Below are 14,951 nucleotides of genomic sequence, written 5' to 3'. Positions count from 1 at the left end.
GCGTTTTGGCTTTTTTAATTTATCGTTTCGCCATTGGCAACACCGTCAGTATCTGGGTTTACAAAAACCAGTTTTCCTTCAGTATTTGTAGTCATTAAAATCATTCCTTGGCTTTCTACACCGCGCAAATTTCTTGGAGCTAAATTCACTAAAACAGTAACTCGTTTTCCAATAATATCTTCTGGTTTGAAACTTTCGGCAATTCCCGAAACTATCGTGCGAACGTCAATTCCGGTATCTACTTTTAGAATCAAAAGTTTATTGGCTTTTGGCATTTTTTCGGCTTCCAAGATAGTTCCTGTACGAATGTCCATTTTGGCAAAATCCTCAAATTGAATGGCTTCTTTTTGTGGTTCTGCTTTTTTGTTTTCGGCAGTATTGGCGGTTTTAGTCGCTTCGAGTTTGTCTATTTGTTTTTGAATTTCTTCGTCTTCGATTTTGGCAAAAAGCAATTCTGCTTCGCCTATTTGGTGTCCAGCCGGAATTAAATCAGAATCATCAGCAACGGTGTTCCAATCGATTTTGTCTTCAATTTTTAGAATACGAGATAGTTTAGTAGCAGTAAAAGGCAAGAACGGTTCGCAAAGCGAGCTCAAAGCTGCCGCAATTTGCAAGGCCACATACATTTGAGTTTGCACGCGCTCCGGATTGTCTTTTATCACTTTCCAAGGCTCTTCGTCGGCCAAATATTTATTTCCTAGACGAGCTACGTTCATCATTTCGCCCAAAGCTTCTCTGAATCTATATCTTTCGATTGAACTCGAAATCACCGCAGGATAGGCTTTTAGTTCTGCTAGAGTTTGTTCGTCTACTTCCGAAAGTTCGTTTGGAGATGGAACAATTCCGTTGTAATATTTATTGGTCAACACCACGACACGATTAATGAAATTACCGTAAATTGCAACCAATTCATTGTTGTTTCTCGCCTGAAAATCTTTCCAAGTAAAGTCATTATCCTTGGTTTCCGGCGCATTCGATGTCAAAGCATAGCGCAAAACATCTTGCTGGTTTGGGAATTCTTCCAAGTATTCGTGCAACCAAACTGCCCAGTTTTTAGACGTAGACAATTTATTTCCTTCTAAGTTCAAGAACTCATTGGCAGGAACATTGTCCGGCAAAATATAACTTCCTTCGGCTTTCAACATCGCAGGGAAAATGATGCAATGAAAAACAATATTGTCTTTCCCGATGAAGTGAACCAGTTTAGTGTCTTGATCTTTCCAGTACGGTTCCCAATCTTTTCCTTCTCTCGCTGCCCATTCTTTCGTGGACGAAATGTAACCAATTGGCGCATCAAACCAAACGTATAATTTTTTTCCTTCGGCACCTTCAACCGGAACGTCAATTCCCCAATCTAAATCACGAGTTACGGCACGAGGTTCTAATCCACCGTCAATCCAAGATTTTACTTGGCCGTAAACATTCGGTTTCCAGTCATTTTTATGTCCAACGAGAATCCACTCTTTCAAGAAATCTTCATAACGGTCCAAAGGTAAAAACCAGTGTTTCGTCGATTTCAAAATAGGCGTTTCTCCCGTAATGGTCGATTTTGGATTAATCAAATCCGTAGCATTCAAAGTCGAGCCACATTTTTCGCATTGGTCGCCATAGGCTTCTTCATTGCCACATTTTGGACAAGTTCCCACTACAAAACGGTCAGCCAAGAATTGGTCTGCTTTTGCATCATACAATTGCTCGGTCACTTCTTCGATAAAATCACCTTTGTCATACAGCGTTCTAAAAAATTCCGAAGCGGTATCGTGATGTATTTTAGCCGAAGTTCTGGAATAATTATCAAACGAAATTCCAAAATCAGAGAACGATTTACGGATAATTCCATCATATTTATCGATTACTTGCTGTGGTGTAATACCTTCTTTTTTGGCTTTCATCGAAATCGCCACGCCGTGCTCGTCACTTCCGCAAACAAACAAAACGTCTTTTCCCTGCAATCTTAAATATCTGGAATATATGTCCGAAGGCACGTAAACACCCGCCAAATGGCCAATGTGAATCGGTCCGTTCGTATACGGTAATGCCGCTGTAATCGTATATCTTTTTGGATTCTGTATCATGATTCAATTTTATTGAGTGCAAAAATAAGCAATAGAATTTTTATTTGAAGCAATTTCCCGCTATCCATTGCAATCTTTCTATTTTTCTTTAAAAATAGAAAGGATTTTCACTGCTATCGGGGCTAGGTTATTTAGGAATTTAATACTTTCCTGATTTTTAAAATGGCTTTGTTTATATTTGTATACATAATTAATGAAGACTGTAAACCATGGCAAAAGGACCCGAAAAAAACACCAAAAACAAGGCGTTGCATACCAAATTGCTCAATAGGAAAAAGGCTAAACTTCAAGAAGAAAAAAAAGAAAAAGCCTTGCGTTTGAAAGCTTTGGTTACAAAAATGAATCAGAAAAAGAGTAGTGACGAATCGGATAGCATATAAATCGCATTGTATTTCATTTCTGTTTTTATTTACCCGAAATTTGCACTTTAGTATTCAAACACAAAACTTATGGAATTCGGTAGAATAATTATTTCAGAAACAGCGGCCAACAGTGAAAATCTCCAAGATGTAATTCACTCTAATATTTCGGTGATCAACTTAATGCGCGAGGAAGGTGTAAACGATGATTTGATTCACGAAGATGCTATAATGAGTTATTATTTAGATTATTATACATCACAATATACCGAGGGGAATTTTGCTCAATTTGTATATAATTCGGGATGGGATAAAGAACTAAACGAATTAATCGAAGAAGGCTTGGCATTAATTGGTGCCGAAAAGCATTTGGAATTGTTTCAGCAACAATCCAAAAAAGTAAAATTAATGAGCAGCGTAAAGTTGAATAAATTCCTGAAAGGGAAATTAGAAGGCGTAAATCCTATTCGAGATTTGCTCAACAACGACACTTTTTTCGAAATTGAAGAAAATTTGATTGCGTTGAACGCCAATTTCCTGAAAACACATCCTGATTTTGAAGTACTTTCGGTAGATGAAATGTTTGCCACTTTGGAAGAATTTGTGGGTCACGAGATTAAAAGAGCGTAATTTAAAGTCAAAAGTCCAAGGTCATAAAGTCTAGAAAGTCCTGTTTTTATTAAAGTCCGGTTATCAATATAAATTAAACATTAGGACGTTTGAATCCTTACATTAGTATTTGACTTTATGACTTTCGACTTTCGACTAATTTTTGTCCCATTTCTATCAAACATTTCCTTAAATTTGCTTCCTTTATATAGAAATACACACATCAGAGTTATAAATATCAAGCTATGTTACAAATTGCATTTATTAGAGAGAATCAGGAGAAAGTAATCAGCGCTTTGGCAAAAAAGAATATGGATGCCGCCGCCGTTGTTGAAGAGGTGATACAATTAGACGAACGCCGTCGTTCTACGCAGGTAGAATTAGACAGCATCTTATCTGAATCTAATAAATTAGCCAAAGATATAGGTGAACTGATGAAAAGTGGCGAGAAATCAAAAGCTGCTATTCTCAAAGAAAAAACCGTTTTAAACAAAGAGAAAAGCAAAGCACTTGCGGAAACAGCTGATGCACTTGCCGCTGAACTTTTAGAAAAATTATATACTTTACCTAATCTTCCGGCTGATATCGTTCCTGTAGGAAAAACTCCGGAGGAAAACCTGAATGTTTTTGAAACGGGAGAAATTCCTGTTTTGCATGAAGGCGCACAACCGCATTGGGAATTGGTAAAAAAATACGACATCATTGATTTCGAATTAGGAAATAAAATTACCGGAGCAGGTTTTCCGGTTTACAAAGGAAAAGGTGCTCGATTGCAACGCGCTTTGATTGCTTATTTCTTGGATAAAAATACCGAAGCAGGTTATCAGGAATACCAAGTGCCTCATTTGGTCAATGAAGCTTCGGCTTATGGTACGGGACAATTGCCGGATAAAGAAGGGCAGATGTATCACGATGCCACCGATAATTTATATTTAATCCCAACGGCTGAGGTTCCGGTGACAAACTTGTTCAGAGATGTTATCTTGAGCGAAAATGAATTGCCGGTTTTGGCAACGGCTTATACGCCTTGTTTCCGTAGAGAAGCGGGTTCTTATGGTGCGCATGTACGCGGATTAAACCGTTTGCACCAATTTGACAAAGTAGAAATTGTACGCGTGGAGCATCCCGATAAATCGTATGAAGCTTTGGACGGCATGGTGGAACACGTAAAAAATATTCTTAACGAATTGAAATTGCCTTATAGAATCCTGCGTCTTTGTGGCGGGGACATGGGCTTTGCTTCGGCATTGACTTATGATTTTGAAGTATTTTCTACGGCTCAGGATCGCTGGTTGGAAATTTCTTCGGTTTCTAATTTTGAAACTTTTCAGGCCAATCGTTTGAAATTGCGTTTCAAAGATAAAGACGGGAAAAACCAATTGGCACATACTTTAAACGGAAGTTCATTGGCTTTGCCAAGAGTGCTTGCCGGAATTTTAGAAAATTACCAAACTCCGGAAGGAATCGTAATTCCAGAAGTTTTACGCCCGTATTGCGGGTTTGATATTATAGATTAATTAGTGTTCAGTCATCAGTGCTCGGTGTTCAGTTAGTTTTTTTGGATAACGCACCGTTTAGCAAACTGAACACTGAATGCTGAACACTTTTAATATGAAGATTTTTTTTCTCTATATCACTTTGTCATTTTCGCTATTTGCGTTTTCTCAAAACGAGCAATTGGCGCAATATTATTATGACAAAGGCGATTTTGAAAAAGCCAAAATAAGCTATGAGGAATTGCTGGCAAGTGTGCCTCAAAACTACCAATATTTTCTTCGAACCATTGATTGTTACCAGCAACTATCACAGTTTGATTTTGCCGGAAAAGCAATCCAACAGCGTTTTGATAAATACAAGCAAGGAGCGCTTCTGGTCGAGTTGGGTTATAATTTCCAATTGCAAAAAGAGGATGCTAAAGCTAAAGATTACTACGATCAGGCTTTAGAGCGAATCCAAAAAAATCCGAATGAAGTCTATGCGATTTCGAATTCTTTTGAAAAAAAAGTACTGCTCGAATACGCCTTAAAATCGTATCAAACAGCGGCTCAATTAGTGCCTAATTATAATTTTAATTATCAAATAGGGTTGCTATACGGACAGCTTGGCAATGCCGAAATGATGATTTCTACTTTTCTGGATGAAGCCTTCAACAGTCCACAACATTCTATTCTTATTCAAAGTCAATTGTCTCGATTTATGTCGAATGATGGAGAGTCTAACTTTAATGAATTGTTGAGAAAGGCATTGATTTTAAGGGTTCAAAAAAGTCAAGACCTGTTTTGGAATCGTTATTTAAGCTGGTTTTATGTGCAGCAAAGAGAGTTTTCAAAAGCTTTTATTCAGGAAAAGGCAATTTATAAGCGAAATTCAGAATCTTTGTCTAATATCATCAATCTGGCGCAACTTACCATTGAGGATGACGATGAAGAAACTGCTAAAGAAATTTTGGGTTTTGTTCTGGAAAATACTAAAGATTTAGAATTACTGATTCAGGCAAATTCCTATTTGATGGAGTTGAAAATAAAAAAAGCGACCGAGAAAGAGTATTCCGGAATTCTTGCGGAACTCGACAGTTTGTTGAAACAATATGAAATAAGTCCTTTTACCTTATCTTTGCAGTTGATTCAAGCTCATTTTGTGACTTTTAATTTGAAAAAACCAGAAGAAGGCAAGACAATAATAAAAAAAGCACTCGATTTACAATTGAATGACTACCAAGTGGCTCAGGTCAAAATGGAATTGGCGGATATTTTACTCTTCGAAGAAAAATTCAATCAGGCTTTGTTGTATTATTCCCAGATTCAGATGGATTTGAAAAACGATGTGGTGGCGCATGAAGCGAGTTTAAAGGCGGCTAAAACCAGTTATTTTAAGACTGATTTTGAGTGGGCATTGAAGCAGTTTAAGGAATTAAAATCAGCCAACACGCAATTGATTGCTAATGATGCTTTAGAGTATTTTCTTTTGATCAACGACAATACAGTAGCCGATTCGACACAGACGGCCTTGGCTGCATTTGCCAAAGGAGATTATCTTTTATATCAAAACAGAAATCAGGAAGCGATCGCTCAATTTCAAATGATTTTGAAGAAACACAAAGGAGAGGAAATCGAAGCTGTCACTTTATTGCGACTTGGGAAAATTTATGAAAAAACAGCCGATTACAATTTGGCTTTAAGCCAATATCAAGAAATAATAGACCATCACAGTGACGGAATTTATATTGATGAAGCGCTGTATTTTTCGGCTGAAATCTACAATAAGAAATTAGCAATGCCAGATAAAGCAAAGCCTTTATACGAAAAGATAATTTTTAGTCACGAAGACAGTATTTACTTTGTGGATGCCCGAATAAAATTCAGGGAATTGCGAGGCGATAAAAATTTATAAATAATGTTCAATCGTTAATTCGATCAAATTATAATTTAAGTAATAAAAATGATAATATACAACGTTACCACAAACATACACGAAAGCGTTCACGAGCAATGGTTGAACTGGATGCAGCAAAAACACATTCCTGAAATTTTGGCTACCGGAAAGTTTTCCTCGGCGAGAATAGTAAAGGTTTTGATAGAAGAAGAAATGGGCGGAACTACGTATTCGGTGCAATATACAACCGATAGTAAGGAAACTTTGGAAAAATATTACCAGGAAGATGCGCCTAGTTTTCGTGAAGAAGGGCAAAGGTTATTTGGAGATAAAATGTTGGCTTTTAGAACAGAATTAGAATTGATTTCAGAGCACTAGAGTTATTTCGAGGAACGAAGCAATCACATTCTGGTTATTGTTTTGAATCACAATCTTGAAGCAGCAAATTGTGATCTTCAATTTAAAAGAAAAAGCTAGTGCCATCTGAGTAAAATAAACCTAAAATATAGCGAGATGGCGTAGTGCATCGCAAAGACAAAAATGGAAAAAGTAAAAGCTAAAAAACACCTCGGACAGCATTTCCTGAAGGACGAAAGTATTGCTAAAGACATTGCGGATACTCTGAATTTACAAGGATACGATGATGTTTTGGAAATAGGGCCGGGAATGGGTGTTTTGACAAAATATTTGTTAGAGAAACCAATCAATACTTATGTTATCGAAATTGATACAGAATCGGTAACCTATTTGGATGAAAACTATCCAAAATTAAAAGATAAGATTATTTCGAAGGATTTTTTGAAGTATGATATCAATGAAACTTTTCAAGGAAAGCAGTTTGCCATCATTGGGAATTTTCCGTATAATATTTCGACACAAATTGTTTTTAGAGCATTGGAATACCGCCATCAAATTCCTGAATTTGCGGGAATGTTTCAAAAAGAAGTGGCCGAGCGTATTTGTGAAAAGAAAGGAACAAAAGCTTACGGCATACTGTCTGTTTTGGCGCAGGCATTTTACGATGCTGAATATTTATTTACGGTAGACGAAAATGTTTTTATTCCGCCACCAAAGGTAAAATCAGGCGTTTTACGCCTACGCAGAAAGGAAGATTTTAGTTTGCCTTGCGGCGAAAAGTTGTTTTTTACGGTTGTAAAAACTGCTTTTCAACAACGACGAAAAACCTTGCGTAACAGTTTGAAAACCTTGAATTTGTCCGATGAATTGCGAACTGATCCTGTTTTTGATCTTCGTCCGGAACAATTGGACGTAGCGCAGTTTATTGAACTTACCCAAAAAATAGAGGCCGATGGAGTTTAAAATCAGCAAAGAATTAATACTCGAATTAGAGCAACACATTGTCAATAAAAACGATAAGGAACTAGAAGCCTTACTCGCTGACATGCACCATGCTGATATCGCTGAGATTCTGGACGAGCTTGATTTTGATGAGGCGACCTATATTTTTAAGGTATTAGATAGCGATAAAACGGCCGAGATTCTTCTTGAATTAGAAGATGATTTACGAGAGAATATATTAAGCCGTCTTTCGCCAAAAGAAATTGCAGAAGAGCTTGATGAGTTGGATACGAATGATGCGGCCGACATTATCGCTGAGCTTTCCCAGGATTTAAAAGCCGAAGTAATCTCGGAGTTGAATGATGTTGAACACGCAAAAGACATCGTTGATTTGTTGCGTTATGATGAGAATTCTGCTGGGGGATTGATGGGTAAGGAGTTGGTGAAAGTCAATGAAAACTGGAATGTTCTTACTTGTGTTAAGGAAATGCGTATTCAAGCCGAAAACGTTTCGCGTGTGCATTCCATCTATGTTGTGGACGATCAAAACAGACTGAAAGGAAGACTTTCACTAAAGGATTTATTGACGACTTCGACAAAAACACATATTAGTGATATTTATATTCGAAAAGTCAACTCGGTCAATGTTGATACAGAGGATGTTGAGGTGGCTCGAATCATGCAAAAATACGATTTGGAAGCTATTCCGGTAGTGGACGAAATGGGAAGATTAGTAGGCCGAATCACTATTGACGATATTATTGATGTTATTAGGGATGAAGCCGATCAGGATTATCAATTAGCTGCGGGTATCTCTCAAGATATTGAAGCCGATGATAGTATTTTAGAACATACAAAAGCGCGTTTGCCTTGGCTTGTTTTGGCTCTTTTAGGAGGTTTTATTTCGGTGCGAGTATTGGGATTGTTTGAAGATGCTATGTTAGAACATGGGAAATTATTCTTTTTCACTCCCTTGATTGCTGCGATGGCAGGAAATGTTGGGGTGCAATCTTCGGCAATTATCGTTCAAGGTTTGGCTAATAACACCTTGAGTGGATCCTTGTTCAGTCGCTTACTGAAAGAGGTTTCTCTTAGCTTGCTTAATGGATTAATTTTGGCAGTAATCTTGTTTTTAGGAAGTCATTTTCTGTTGAATGTTGAAGTGATTATAGGGGTTATTGTTACCATTGCACTAATTTCGGTGATTATAATTGCCTCTCTTATCGGAACCTTTGTGCCCTTATTACTGGATAAATTTGGAATTGACCCTGCATTGGCTACCGGTCCGTTTATAACGACTAGTAATGATATTTGCGGAATTCTGATTTATTTCTCTATTGCCAAATTGATTCTGGGATTCTAATCTTAAACAGTCATGTTTCTAAAATAAGGCTAAGGCCGATAACGAATAAACTATTTACTAAAACCAAAAAACCAAAAAATAAAAATGAAAGTACATATAATTGGAGGTGGAAATCTGGGAGTTTCGATTGCTTTAGGACTGTCGAAATTTTCTAAAAACAATCAAATTACCGTAACCAGAAGGAATACCTCAAGTATTATGCATCTCGAACAATCAGGTATTATAGTTTCGACAGATAATACACTTCAAATTCAGGAAGCCGATTTGATTATTCTTACCGTAAAACCGTATCAGGTAGATACAGTTTTGACAGAGATTCTGCCAAAAATCACCAATAAAACTATTGCTTCTGCGGTAAGTGGGGTAGATATTGCGGCGCTTCAGGACAAAACTAATGGTGCGCATACTATAATTCGTATTATGCCTAATATTGCTGCTCAATTTGGGGAATCAGCCACTTGTATTTCTTTTCAGGATAAAGACAAGTCTACTGCCGAAAATGTAATAGCACTTTTTCAAGATTTAGGGACAGCACCTGTAATTGACGAAAAGTTAATGGATGCAGCCACAGTATTAGCGGCGAGCGGAACAGCATTTGCCTTGCGCTATATCCGAGCTTCGATGCAGGCTGGAATCGAAATAGGATTTGACTGGAAAACCGCATTGGCGATTTCGGCCCAAACGGTCAAAGGAGCAGCCGAAATGCTAATGGAAGAACAGGTGCATCCGGAACAATTAATCGACAGAGTTACTACACCTCAAGGTTGTACTATCGCAGGATTGAATGATATGGAAATGCACGGATTTAGTTCATCATTAATACGCGGAATCAAGACTTCTTTGAAGCAAATAAAAGGATAGCTCTTGTTAGTAGTTGTTTGATTTTAGTGGAAAATAAAAATATCAATGTAATATAAGTCATTCAAAATAAGTAATTTACATGCTTTTAATCTATTTAAAGTTACCTTACATCGAAAAGAGGTAAGGATATTTTAATTAAAGAAAAATGTGGTGTATTTTAGTAATGCCTACCTATGTCTACTTTGAACTTTTCGTATAAGTGTTTAATTTAATTCTAACTTAAAAAAACATTATCATGAAAAAATTATTTGACAGTTTTTACGACAGAATTTCTAAATTTTTATTTGGAAACGAAAAAGTGATGAGATATTAACACAATTACAGCTATTGTTTAAAAGAGAGCGTATGTAAGAAGACTACTTTATTAGAACAAATTATATAGAAAACCATTTCTAAATTGACATCAATTTAGAAATGGTTTTTTTATAGGCTGTGTTTCGGTTTCAGATGATTAAATCGACTACAAACGAAGGCTATTTTTTTATATAGCAATAGCCGTGTTTTTTTGTTAATTTTGATTACTAAACTTAGATACTTTTTTATGGATATTAAAATTCTTCACATCGATAGCAACAACCCAATTTTGATGGAACAATTACAAGAATTGGGTTTTGAAAACCACGAAGATTTTACTTCTTCCAAAGAAGAAATTGAATTAAAAATTAAGGATTATCAGGGTATTGTTATTAGAAGCCGATTCAAAATAGATAAAACTTTTTTAGACAAGGCGGTTAATTTACAATTTATAGCACGTGTTGGCGCCGGATTAGAGAGTATCGATTGTGAATATGCATTGTCAAAAAACATAACGCTTATTGCTGCTCCTGAAGGAAATAGGAATGCGGTTGCCGAGCACACTTTGGGAATGCTATTGTCTCTTTTCAATAAGTTAAATCTTGCTGATAGGGAAATTAGATCGGGGCAATGGAATAGGGAAAGCAATAGAGGGCATGAGCTGGATGGAAAAACGGTTGGGATTATCGGTTATGGAAATATGGGAAAATCCTTTGCCAAGAAATTGCGAGGTTTTGATGTTGAGGTTTTGTGTTATGATATTTTGGATAATGTTGGGGATGCCAATGCGAGACAGGTTTCGCTGGAAGAATTGCAAAAAAAAGCAGATGTATTGAGTTTGCATATTCCATGGACAGCCGAAACTAATAAGATGGTCGACGCTGCTTTTATAACTGCTTTTGCGAAGCCATTTTGGATTTTAAATACCTCAAGAGGGAAAAATATTGTAACCGCTGATATGGTCGATGCAATGAAGTCTGGAAAGGTTCTAGGGGCAGGATTAGACGTATTGGAATATGAAAAACTGTCGTTCGAAACCCTTTTTCAGGATAAAGGGACTCCGGAAGCTTTTCAATATTTATTACAAGCAGATAATGTAATCTTGTCTCCTCATGTTGCCGGCTGGACATTTGAAAGTCATCAAAGATTGGCTCAGGTAATTGTCGACAAAATTAAAGAGAAATATTTTGGCAAAACTCCAAATGAGACTGTTGAGAAAAGGGTGACGGGTCTTGGTGGTGTGTTTTTTAAAGCCAAAAATCCAAAAGAACTGGTTGCTTGGTATGCTAAGCATTTGGGTTTAAAAACAGATGATTATGGAAGTACTTTCTGGTGGAAAGATGCGCAAGGGAACGACTGTTCTACACAATGGTCACCCTTTGCAGATGATACGAGCTATTTTTCTCCAAGTGAAAAACAGTTTATGCAAAACTTCCGTGTTGAGAATTTGGAGGAATTGTTGATTCAATTAAAACAAGAAGGAGTAACAGTTGTGGGTGAAATGCAGTCTTATGATTATGGTAAATTCGGGTGGATTATGGATGTAGAAGGAAATAAAATTGAACTTTGGGAACCGGTAGATGCTGTTTTTAAATAATTTTTTTTATATTTAATTCTTCAAAACCAATATAATAACTAGCAATTCATGGAAGAAACAAAATACGAACATTGGAATAATCCACAACCGGCTCAGGAAGACAATAAAAAAATAGCAGCAGGTTTATTAGCCATACTTTTGGCGCCTTTTGGGATACATAAATTCCTCTTGGGGTATACGACCGAAGGCATAATTTGGCTAATCATCAGCCTTTGTACTTGTGGAATTGTTACAGGTGTTCTCGGACTTATAGAAGGGATAATTTATCTGACCAAATCAGATCAGGAGTTTTATCAAACCTATCAGGTTAATAAGAAAGCTTGGTTTTAATTATACTAAAAAAGTCTCGATTTTGTCGAGACTTTTTTATGGCTTTTGATAGCTTAACTGTTTTCGGTTAATCTTCTTTATCTGCTAATTTTCTTTCCAGTTCTGCCTGAAATTCTTCCATAACGGGCTTCATCGTGCTTTCAGGTATATCAGCAATTCTGATATACATTAAGCCATCTACAGCATTATTGAATAGAGGATCGACGTTAAAGGCAACAACTCTCGCATTTTGTTTGATGTATTTTTTAATCAAAACAGGCAAACGTAAAATACCAGGTTCCAGTTCGTCTATGATTTTGTCAAATTTATTCAAATCGGCTTCGGTTTCGTTAAAAATGAAGTCTTTGTCAGCATCTTTCAGTTTTACCTTGTAGGCTTTCTTTGGATGAATGTATTGCGCAATATAAGGATCGTAATAATTGGACTTCATGAATTCAATCATCAAAGATTTAGAAAAATCAGAGAATTGATTGCTGATACTCACGCCGCCAAGTAAGAATTTGTGTTCTGGGAAACGCAGCGTAGTATGAATGATTCCTTTCCAAAGCAAGAAAAGAGGCATTGGTTTCTGTTGGTATTCCTTGATGATAAAAGCACGACCCATTTCGATTGATTTGTGCATCATGTCGTGTAATTCAGGTTCAAAACGAAAAAGTTCATTCAGGTAAAAACCGTCTATGCCGTATTTTGGATAAATTTCAGATCCCAATCCCATTCTATAAGCTCCGGCAATTTTTTGAGCGTCTTCATCCCATAAAAATAAATGGTGGTAGTATTTGTCAAATTTATCCAAATCGATAGACTCATTTGTTCCTTCTCCTACTTCTCTAAAGGTGATTTCTCGTAATCGGCCTATTTCGTGCAGCACATTTGGAATTGCATCGGCTTCAGCAAAAAAGACTTCATAATTCTTGCTTTGCAAAAGTCGGCAGTCTGTTTTTCTCAAAGCGGCTACTTCCGAAATCATTTTTTCGCTATTGGCCGGAGTTACAATTTCTTTTGGGCTTTTAGGAATTTTCAAGCTTGGCGTAGTCAATAGTTTACTTTCTTTTTCAAAAGGATTGGCAAGCATGTATGTTTTTCTCCTTAAGAATTCAGAATAAGAATCTAAGGTTTTGTACTCATTTTGTTCGTTTACCGAAATCGGTTTACCAATACGTACTTTGATTACGCGGTGTTTTTGGCTAAAAACTTCAGAAGGTAATTTGGCCGTGCGAAAGGTTCCGCTTATTTTGGAAAGCAAATAGAATAATCGACTGTTTTTTGCATGGAAATAAATAGGCACAACAGGAACCTGAGCTTTTCGGATCACTTTTATAGCGCCTTCTTCCCAAGGTTTGTCAACCATTAATTTTCCGTCTTTATAACTGGATACTTCGCCCGCAGGGAACATTCCCAGGGGTTTTCCATCACTTAAATGGCGTAAAGTTTCCTTAATTCCAACCACACTAGATTTAGCGTCTTTGTGATTTTCAAAAGGATTCACCGGCATGATGTATTTTTTTAATGGCTCGATGCGGTGTAATAAAAAATTAGCGATAATCTTGAAATTGGGTTCTCTTTCGAGCATTAATTTCAATAATAAAACCCCATCAATTCCTCCAAGGGGATGATTAGAAATGGTAATATAAGCGCCATCCTTTGGCAAACGTTTTAAATCCTCTTCCGGAATTTCGAATTTTATCTGCAAATCATCTAAAATGTTATTCAAAAAGGGAAGATCTTTTAGATGTTTGTTTCTGTTATAGACTTTATTTAAAGTAGAGATTTTCAGTGCTTTCATTAATAACCAGCCGGAAAAAGTTCCGAAAACTCCATATTTTTCAGCATTTATTACTTTTGCAACTTCTTTGGCGGTAACTAAACCCATTTATTTTCTGTTTATTTGAGCGAAAAACAAAGATAGAAAAAAACTCGATTATCTGACTAAGGGGCTATTGGATTTTCCTGTTTTTTCTACGGCATCCTTTTTAATTTTTCTTACTTTTGAAACTCAAAAAATGTAAAAAATGAAGATTATCTCTTATAATGTTAACGGAATACGAGCCGCAATTTCTAAAGGATTCATTGATTGGTTGCAACAAGCAAATCCTGATGTGATTTGTCTTCAGGAAATTAAGGCCAGTCCGGAGCAAATTCCTTTGTTGGATTTCGAATTGGCGGGTTATCCGTATCACTATTGGTTTCCGGCTACTAAAAAAGGATACAGTGGCGTGGCAATTTTGTCTAAAATAAAACCCAATAATGTTGTTTTTGGAACCGGAATCGAGCATATGGATTTCGAGGGAAGGAATGTCCGAGTTGATTTTGACGATTTATCCGTGATGAGTTTGTATTTGCCTTCTGGAACAAACAGCGAAAGATTGAATCATAAATTCATGTATATGGATGATTTTCAAGAGTATATTTCGAACTTGAAGAAAGAAATTCCTAATCTGGTAATTTGCGGAGATTATAATATTTGCCACGAAGCCATCGATATCCATGATCCCATTCGAAATAAAAAAGTTTCCGGATTTTTACCCGAAGAAAGAGCTTGGCTGGATACTTTTCTGAAAAATGGATTTATAGACAGTTTTAGATTTTTAAACAAAGAACCAGGTAATTATAGCTGGTGGACGGTACGTGTGCCAACAGCCAGAATCGATAATAAAGGTTGGCGTATTGATTATTGCCTGGTTAGTGAACCTTTGAGAGAAAAGATTAAAAGAGCGCTTATTTTGCCAGAAGCAAAACATTCTGACCATTGCCCCGTTATGGTAGAAGTAGAATAGTTATAACCCTTATAAATG

General features: G+C 36.6%; 12 protein-coding genes and 1 pseudogene. 11 read left to right on the top strand and 2 right to left on the bottom strand.

What is annotated here, in order from left to right; all coding sequences use genetic code 11:
• Positions 1 to 14 precede the first annotated feature (14 nt).
• Positions 15 to 2,075 carry a methionine--tRNA ligase gene (gene metG, locus BUB25_RS03615; protein WP_072940116.1) on the bottom strand — a complete coding sequence of 687 codons (2,061 nt, stop codon included), beginning with the start codon at positions 2,073 to 2,075 and terminating at the stop codon, positions 15 to 17.
• 209 nt (positions 2,076 to 2,284) lie between these two features.
• Here metG and BUB25_RS16560 point away from each other — a divergent pair, with 209 nt between their 5' ends.
• From BUB25_RS16560 to BUB25_RS03570, 10 genes and pseudogenes are all read left to right on the top strand, one after another.
• Positions 2,285 to 2,455: a hypothetical protein gene (locus tag BUB25_RS16560; protein ID WP_170066883.1), complete on the top strand. Its 171-nt coding sequence runs from the start codon at positions 2,285 to 2,287 to the stop codon at positions 2,453 to 2,455.
• Positions 2,456 to 2,524: 69 nt separating this feature from the next.
• Complete coding sequence (locus BUB25_RS03610) at positions 2,525 to 3,064, top strand: DMP19 family protein (protein ID WP_072940113.1); 540 nt, start codon at positions 2,525 to 2,527, stop codon at positions 3,062 to 3,064.
• Between the two features lie 224 nt (positions 3,065 to 3,288).
• Positions 3,289 to 4,560, top strand: a complete 1,272-nt coding sequence (gene serS / locus BUB25_RS03605; RefSeq protein WP_072940110.1) for a serine--tRNA ligase — start codon at positions 3,289 to 3,291, stop codon at positions 4,558 to 4,560.
• 94 nt (positions 4,561 to 4,654) lie between these two features.
• On the top strand, positions 4,655 to 6,433 hold the full coding sequence (locus BUB25_RS03600) for a tetratricopeptide repeat protein (protein WP_072940994.1): 1,779 nt from the start codon (positions 4,655 to 4,657) through the stop codon (positions 6,431 to 6,433).
• Positions 6,434 to 6,481: 48 nt separating this feature from the next.
• Positions 6,482 to 6,793 (top strand): DUF4286 family protein, encoded by a 312-nt coding sequence (locus tag BUB25_RS03595; protein ID WP_072940106.1) that lies wholly within the window; start codon positions 6,482 to 6,484, stop codon positions 6,791 to 6,793.
• Between the two features lie 162 nt (positions 6,794 to 6,955).
• Complete coding sequence (gene rsmA / locus BUB25_RS03590; protein ID WP_072940102.1) at positions 6,956 to 7,735, top strand: 16S rRNA (adenine(1518)-N(6)/adenine(1519)-N(6))-dimethyltransferase RsmA; 780 nt, start codon at positions 6,956 to 6,958, stop codon at positions 7,733 to 7,735.
• A complete protein-coding gene (mgtE, locus tag BUB25_RS03585; protein ID WP_072940099.1) occupies positions 7,725 to 9,077 on the top strand; it encodes a magnesium transporter in 1,353 nt (450 codons plus the stop codon). Before rsmA ends, mgtE begins: the two co-directional genes overlap by 11 nt.
• Positions 9,078 to 9,161: 84 nt before the next feature.
• Positions 9,162 to 9,938, top strand: coding sequence for a pyrroline-5-carboxylate reductase (gene proC, locus BUB25_RS03580; RefSeq protein WP_072940096.1), 777 nt, complete (start codon positions 9,162 to 9,164; stop codon positions 9,936 to 9,938).
• A gap of 541 nt (positions 9,939 to 10,479) precedes the next feature.
• Positions 10,480 to 11,451, top strand: a pseudogene (locus BUB25_RS03575) (2-hydroxyacid dehydrogenase); the annotation flags it as partial.
• A gap of 426 nt (positions 11,452 to 11,877) precedes the next feature.
• Positions 11,878 to 12,159 carry a TM2 domain-containing protein gene (locus BUB25_RS03570; RefSeq protein ID WP_072940093.1) on the top strand — a complete coding sequence of 94 codons (282 nt, stop codon included), beginning with the start codon at positions 11,878 to 11,880 and terminating at the stop codon, positions 12,157 to 12,159.
• A 67-nt stretch (positions 12,160 to 12,226) separates the two neighbouring features.
• Here the strand turns inward: BUB25_RS03570 and BUB25_RS03565 are convergent, their stop codons facing one another.
• Positions 12,227 to 14,029 (bottom strand): GNAT family N-acyltransferase, encoded by a 1,803-nt coding sequence (locus BUB25_RS03565; protein ID WP_072940090.1) that lies wholly within the window; start codon positions 14,027 to 14,029, stop codon positions 12,227 to 12,229.
• A gap of 139 nt (positions 14,030 to 14,168) precedes the next feature.
• On the opposite strand from BUB25_RS03565, the gene BUB25_RS03560 reads away from it, so the two are divergent.
• Positions 14,169 to 14,933, top strand: coding sequence for an exodeoxyribonuclease III (locus tag BUB25_RS03560; protein ID WP_072940087.1), 765 nt, complete (start codon positions 14,169 to 14,171; stop codon positions 14,931 to 14,933).
• The last annotated feature ends 18 nt before the right edge of the window (positions 14,934 to 14,951 follow it).

The sequence above is a fragment of the Flavobacterium granuli genome (assembly GCF_900129705.1).
Classification (GTDB): Bacteria; Bacteroidota; Bacteroidia; order Flavobacteriales; family Flavobacteriaceae; genus Flavobacterium; species Flavobacterium granuli.
Note: the sequence above shows the minus strand (reverse complement) of the source record. Positions and strands in the feature narration are given on the sequence as shown.

Excerpts from the sequence above, each read along its gene's own strand:
- metG (WP_072940116.1), bottom strand. The coding sequence starts at position 2,075 with ATGATACAGAATCCAAAAAGATATACGATTACAGCGGCATTACCGTAT.
- BUB25_RS16560 (WP_170066883.1), top strand. The coding sequence starts at position 2,285 with ATGGCAAAAGGACCCGAAAAAAACACCAAAAACAAGGCGTTGCATACC.
- BUB25_RS03610 (WP_072940113.1), top strand. The coding sequence starts at position 2,525 with ATGGAATTCGGTAGAATAATTATTTCAGAAACAGCGGCCAACAGTGAA.
- serS (WP_072940110.1), top strand. The coding sequence starts at position 3,289 with ATGTTACAAATTGCATTTATTAGAGAGAATCAGGAGAAAGTAATCAGC.
- BUB25_RS03600 (WP_072940994.1), top strand. The coding sequence starts at position 4,655 with ATGAAGATTTTTTTTCTCTATATCACTTTGTCATTTTCGCTATTTGCG.
- BUB25_RS03595 (WP_072940106.1), top strand. The coding sequence starts at position 6,482 with ATGATAATATACAACGTTACCACAAACATACACGAAAGCGTTCACGAG.
- rsmA (WP_072940102.1), top strand. The coding sequence starts at position 6,956 with ATGGAAAAAGTAAAAGCTAAAAAACACCTCGGACAGCATTTCCTGAAG.
- mgtE (WP_072940099.1), top strand. The coding sequence starts at position 7,725 with ATGGAGTTTAAAATCAGCAAAGAATTAATACTCGAATTAGAGCAACAC.
- proC (WP_072940096.1), top strand. The coding sequence starts at position 9,162 with ATGAAAGTACATATAATTGGAGGTGGAAATCTGGGAGTTTCGATTGCT.
- BUB25_RS03570 (WP_072940093.1), top strand. The coding sequence starts at position 11,878 with ATGGAAGAAACAAAATACGAACATTGGAATAATCCACAACCGGCTCAG.
- BUB25_RS03565 (WP_072940090.1), bottom strand. The coding sequence starts at position 14,029 with ATGGGTTTAGTTACCGCCAAAGAAGTTGCAAAAGTAATAAATGCTGAA.
- BUB25_RS03560 (WP_072940087.1), top strand. The coding sequence starts at position 14,169 with ATGAAGATTATCTCTTATAATGTTAACGGAATACGAGCCGCAATTTCT.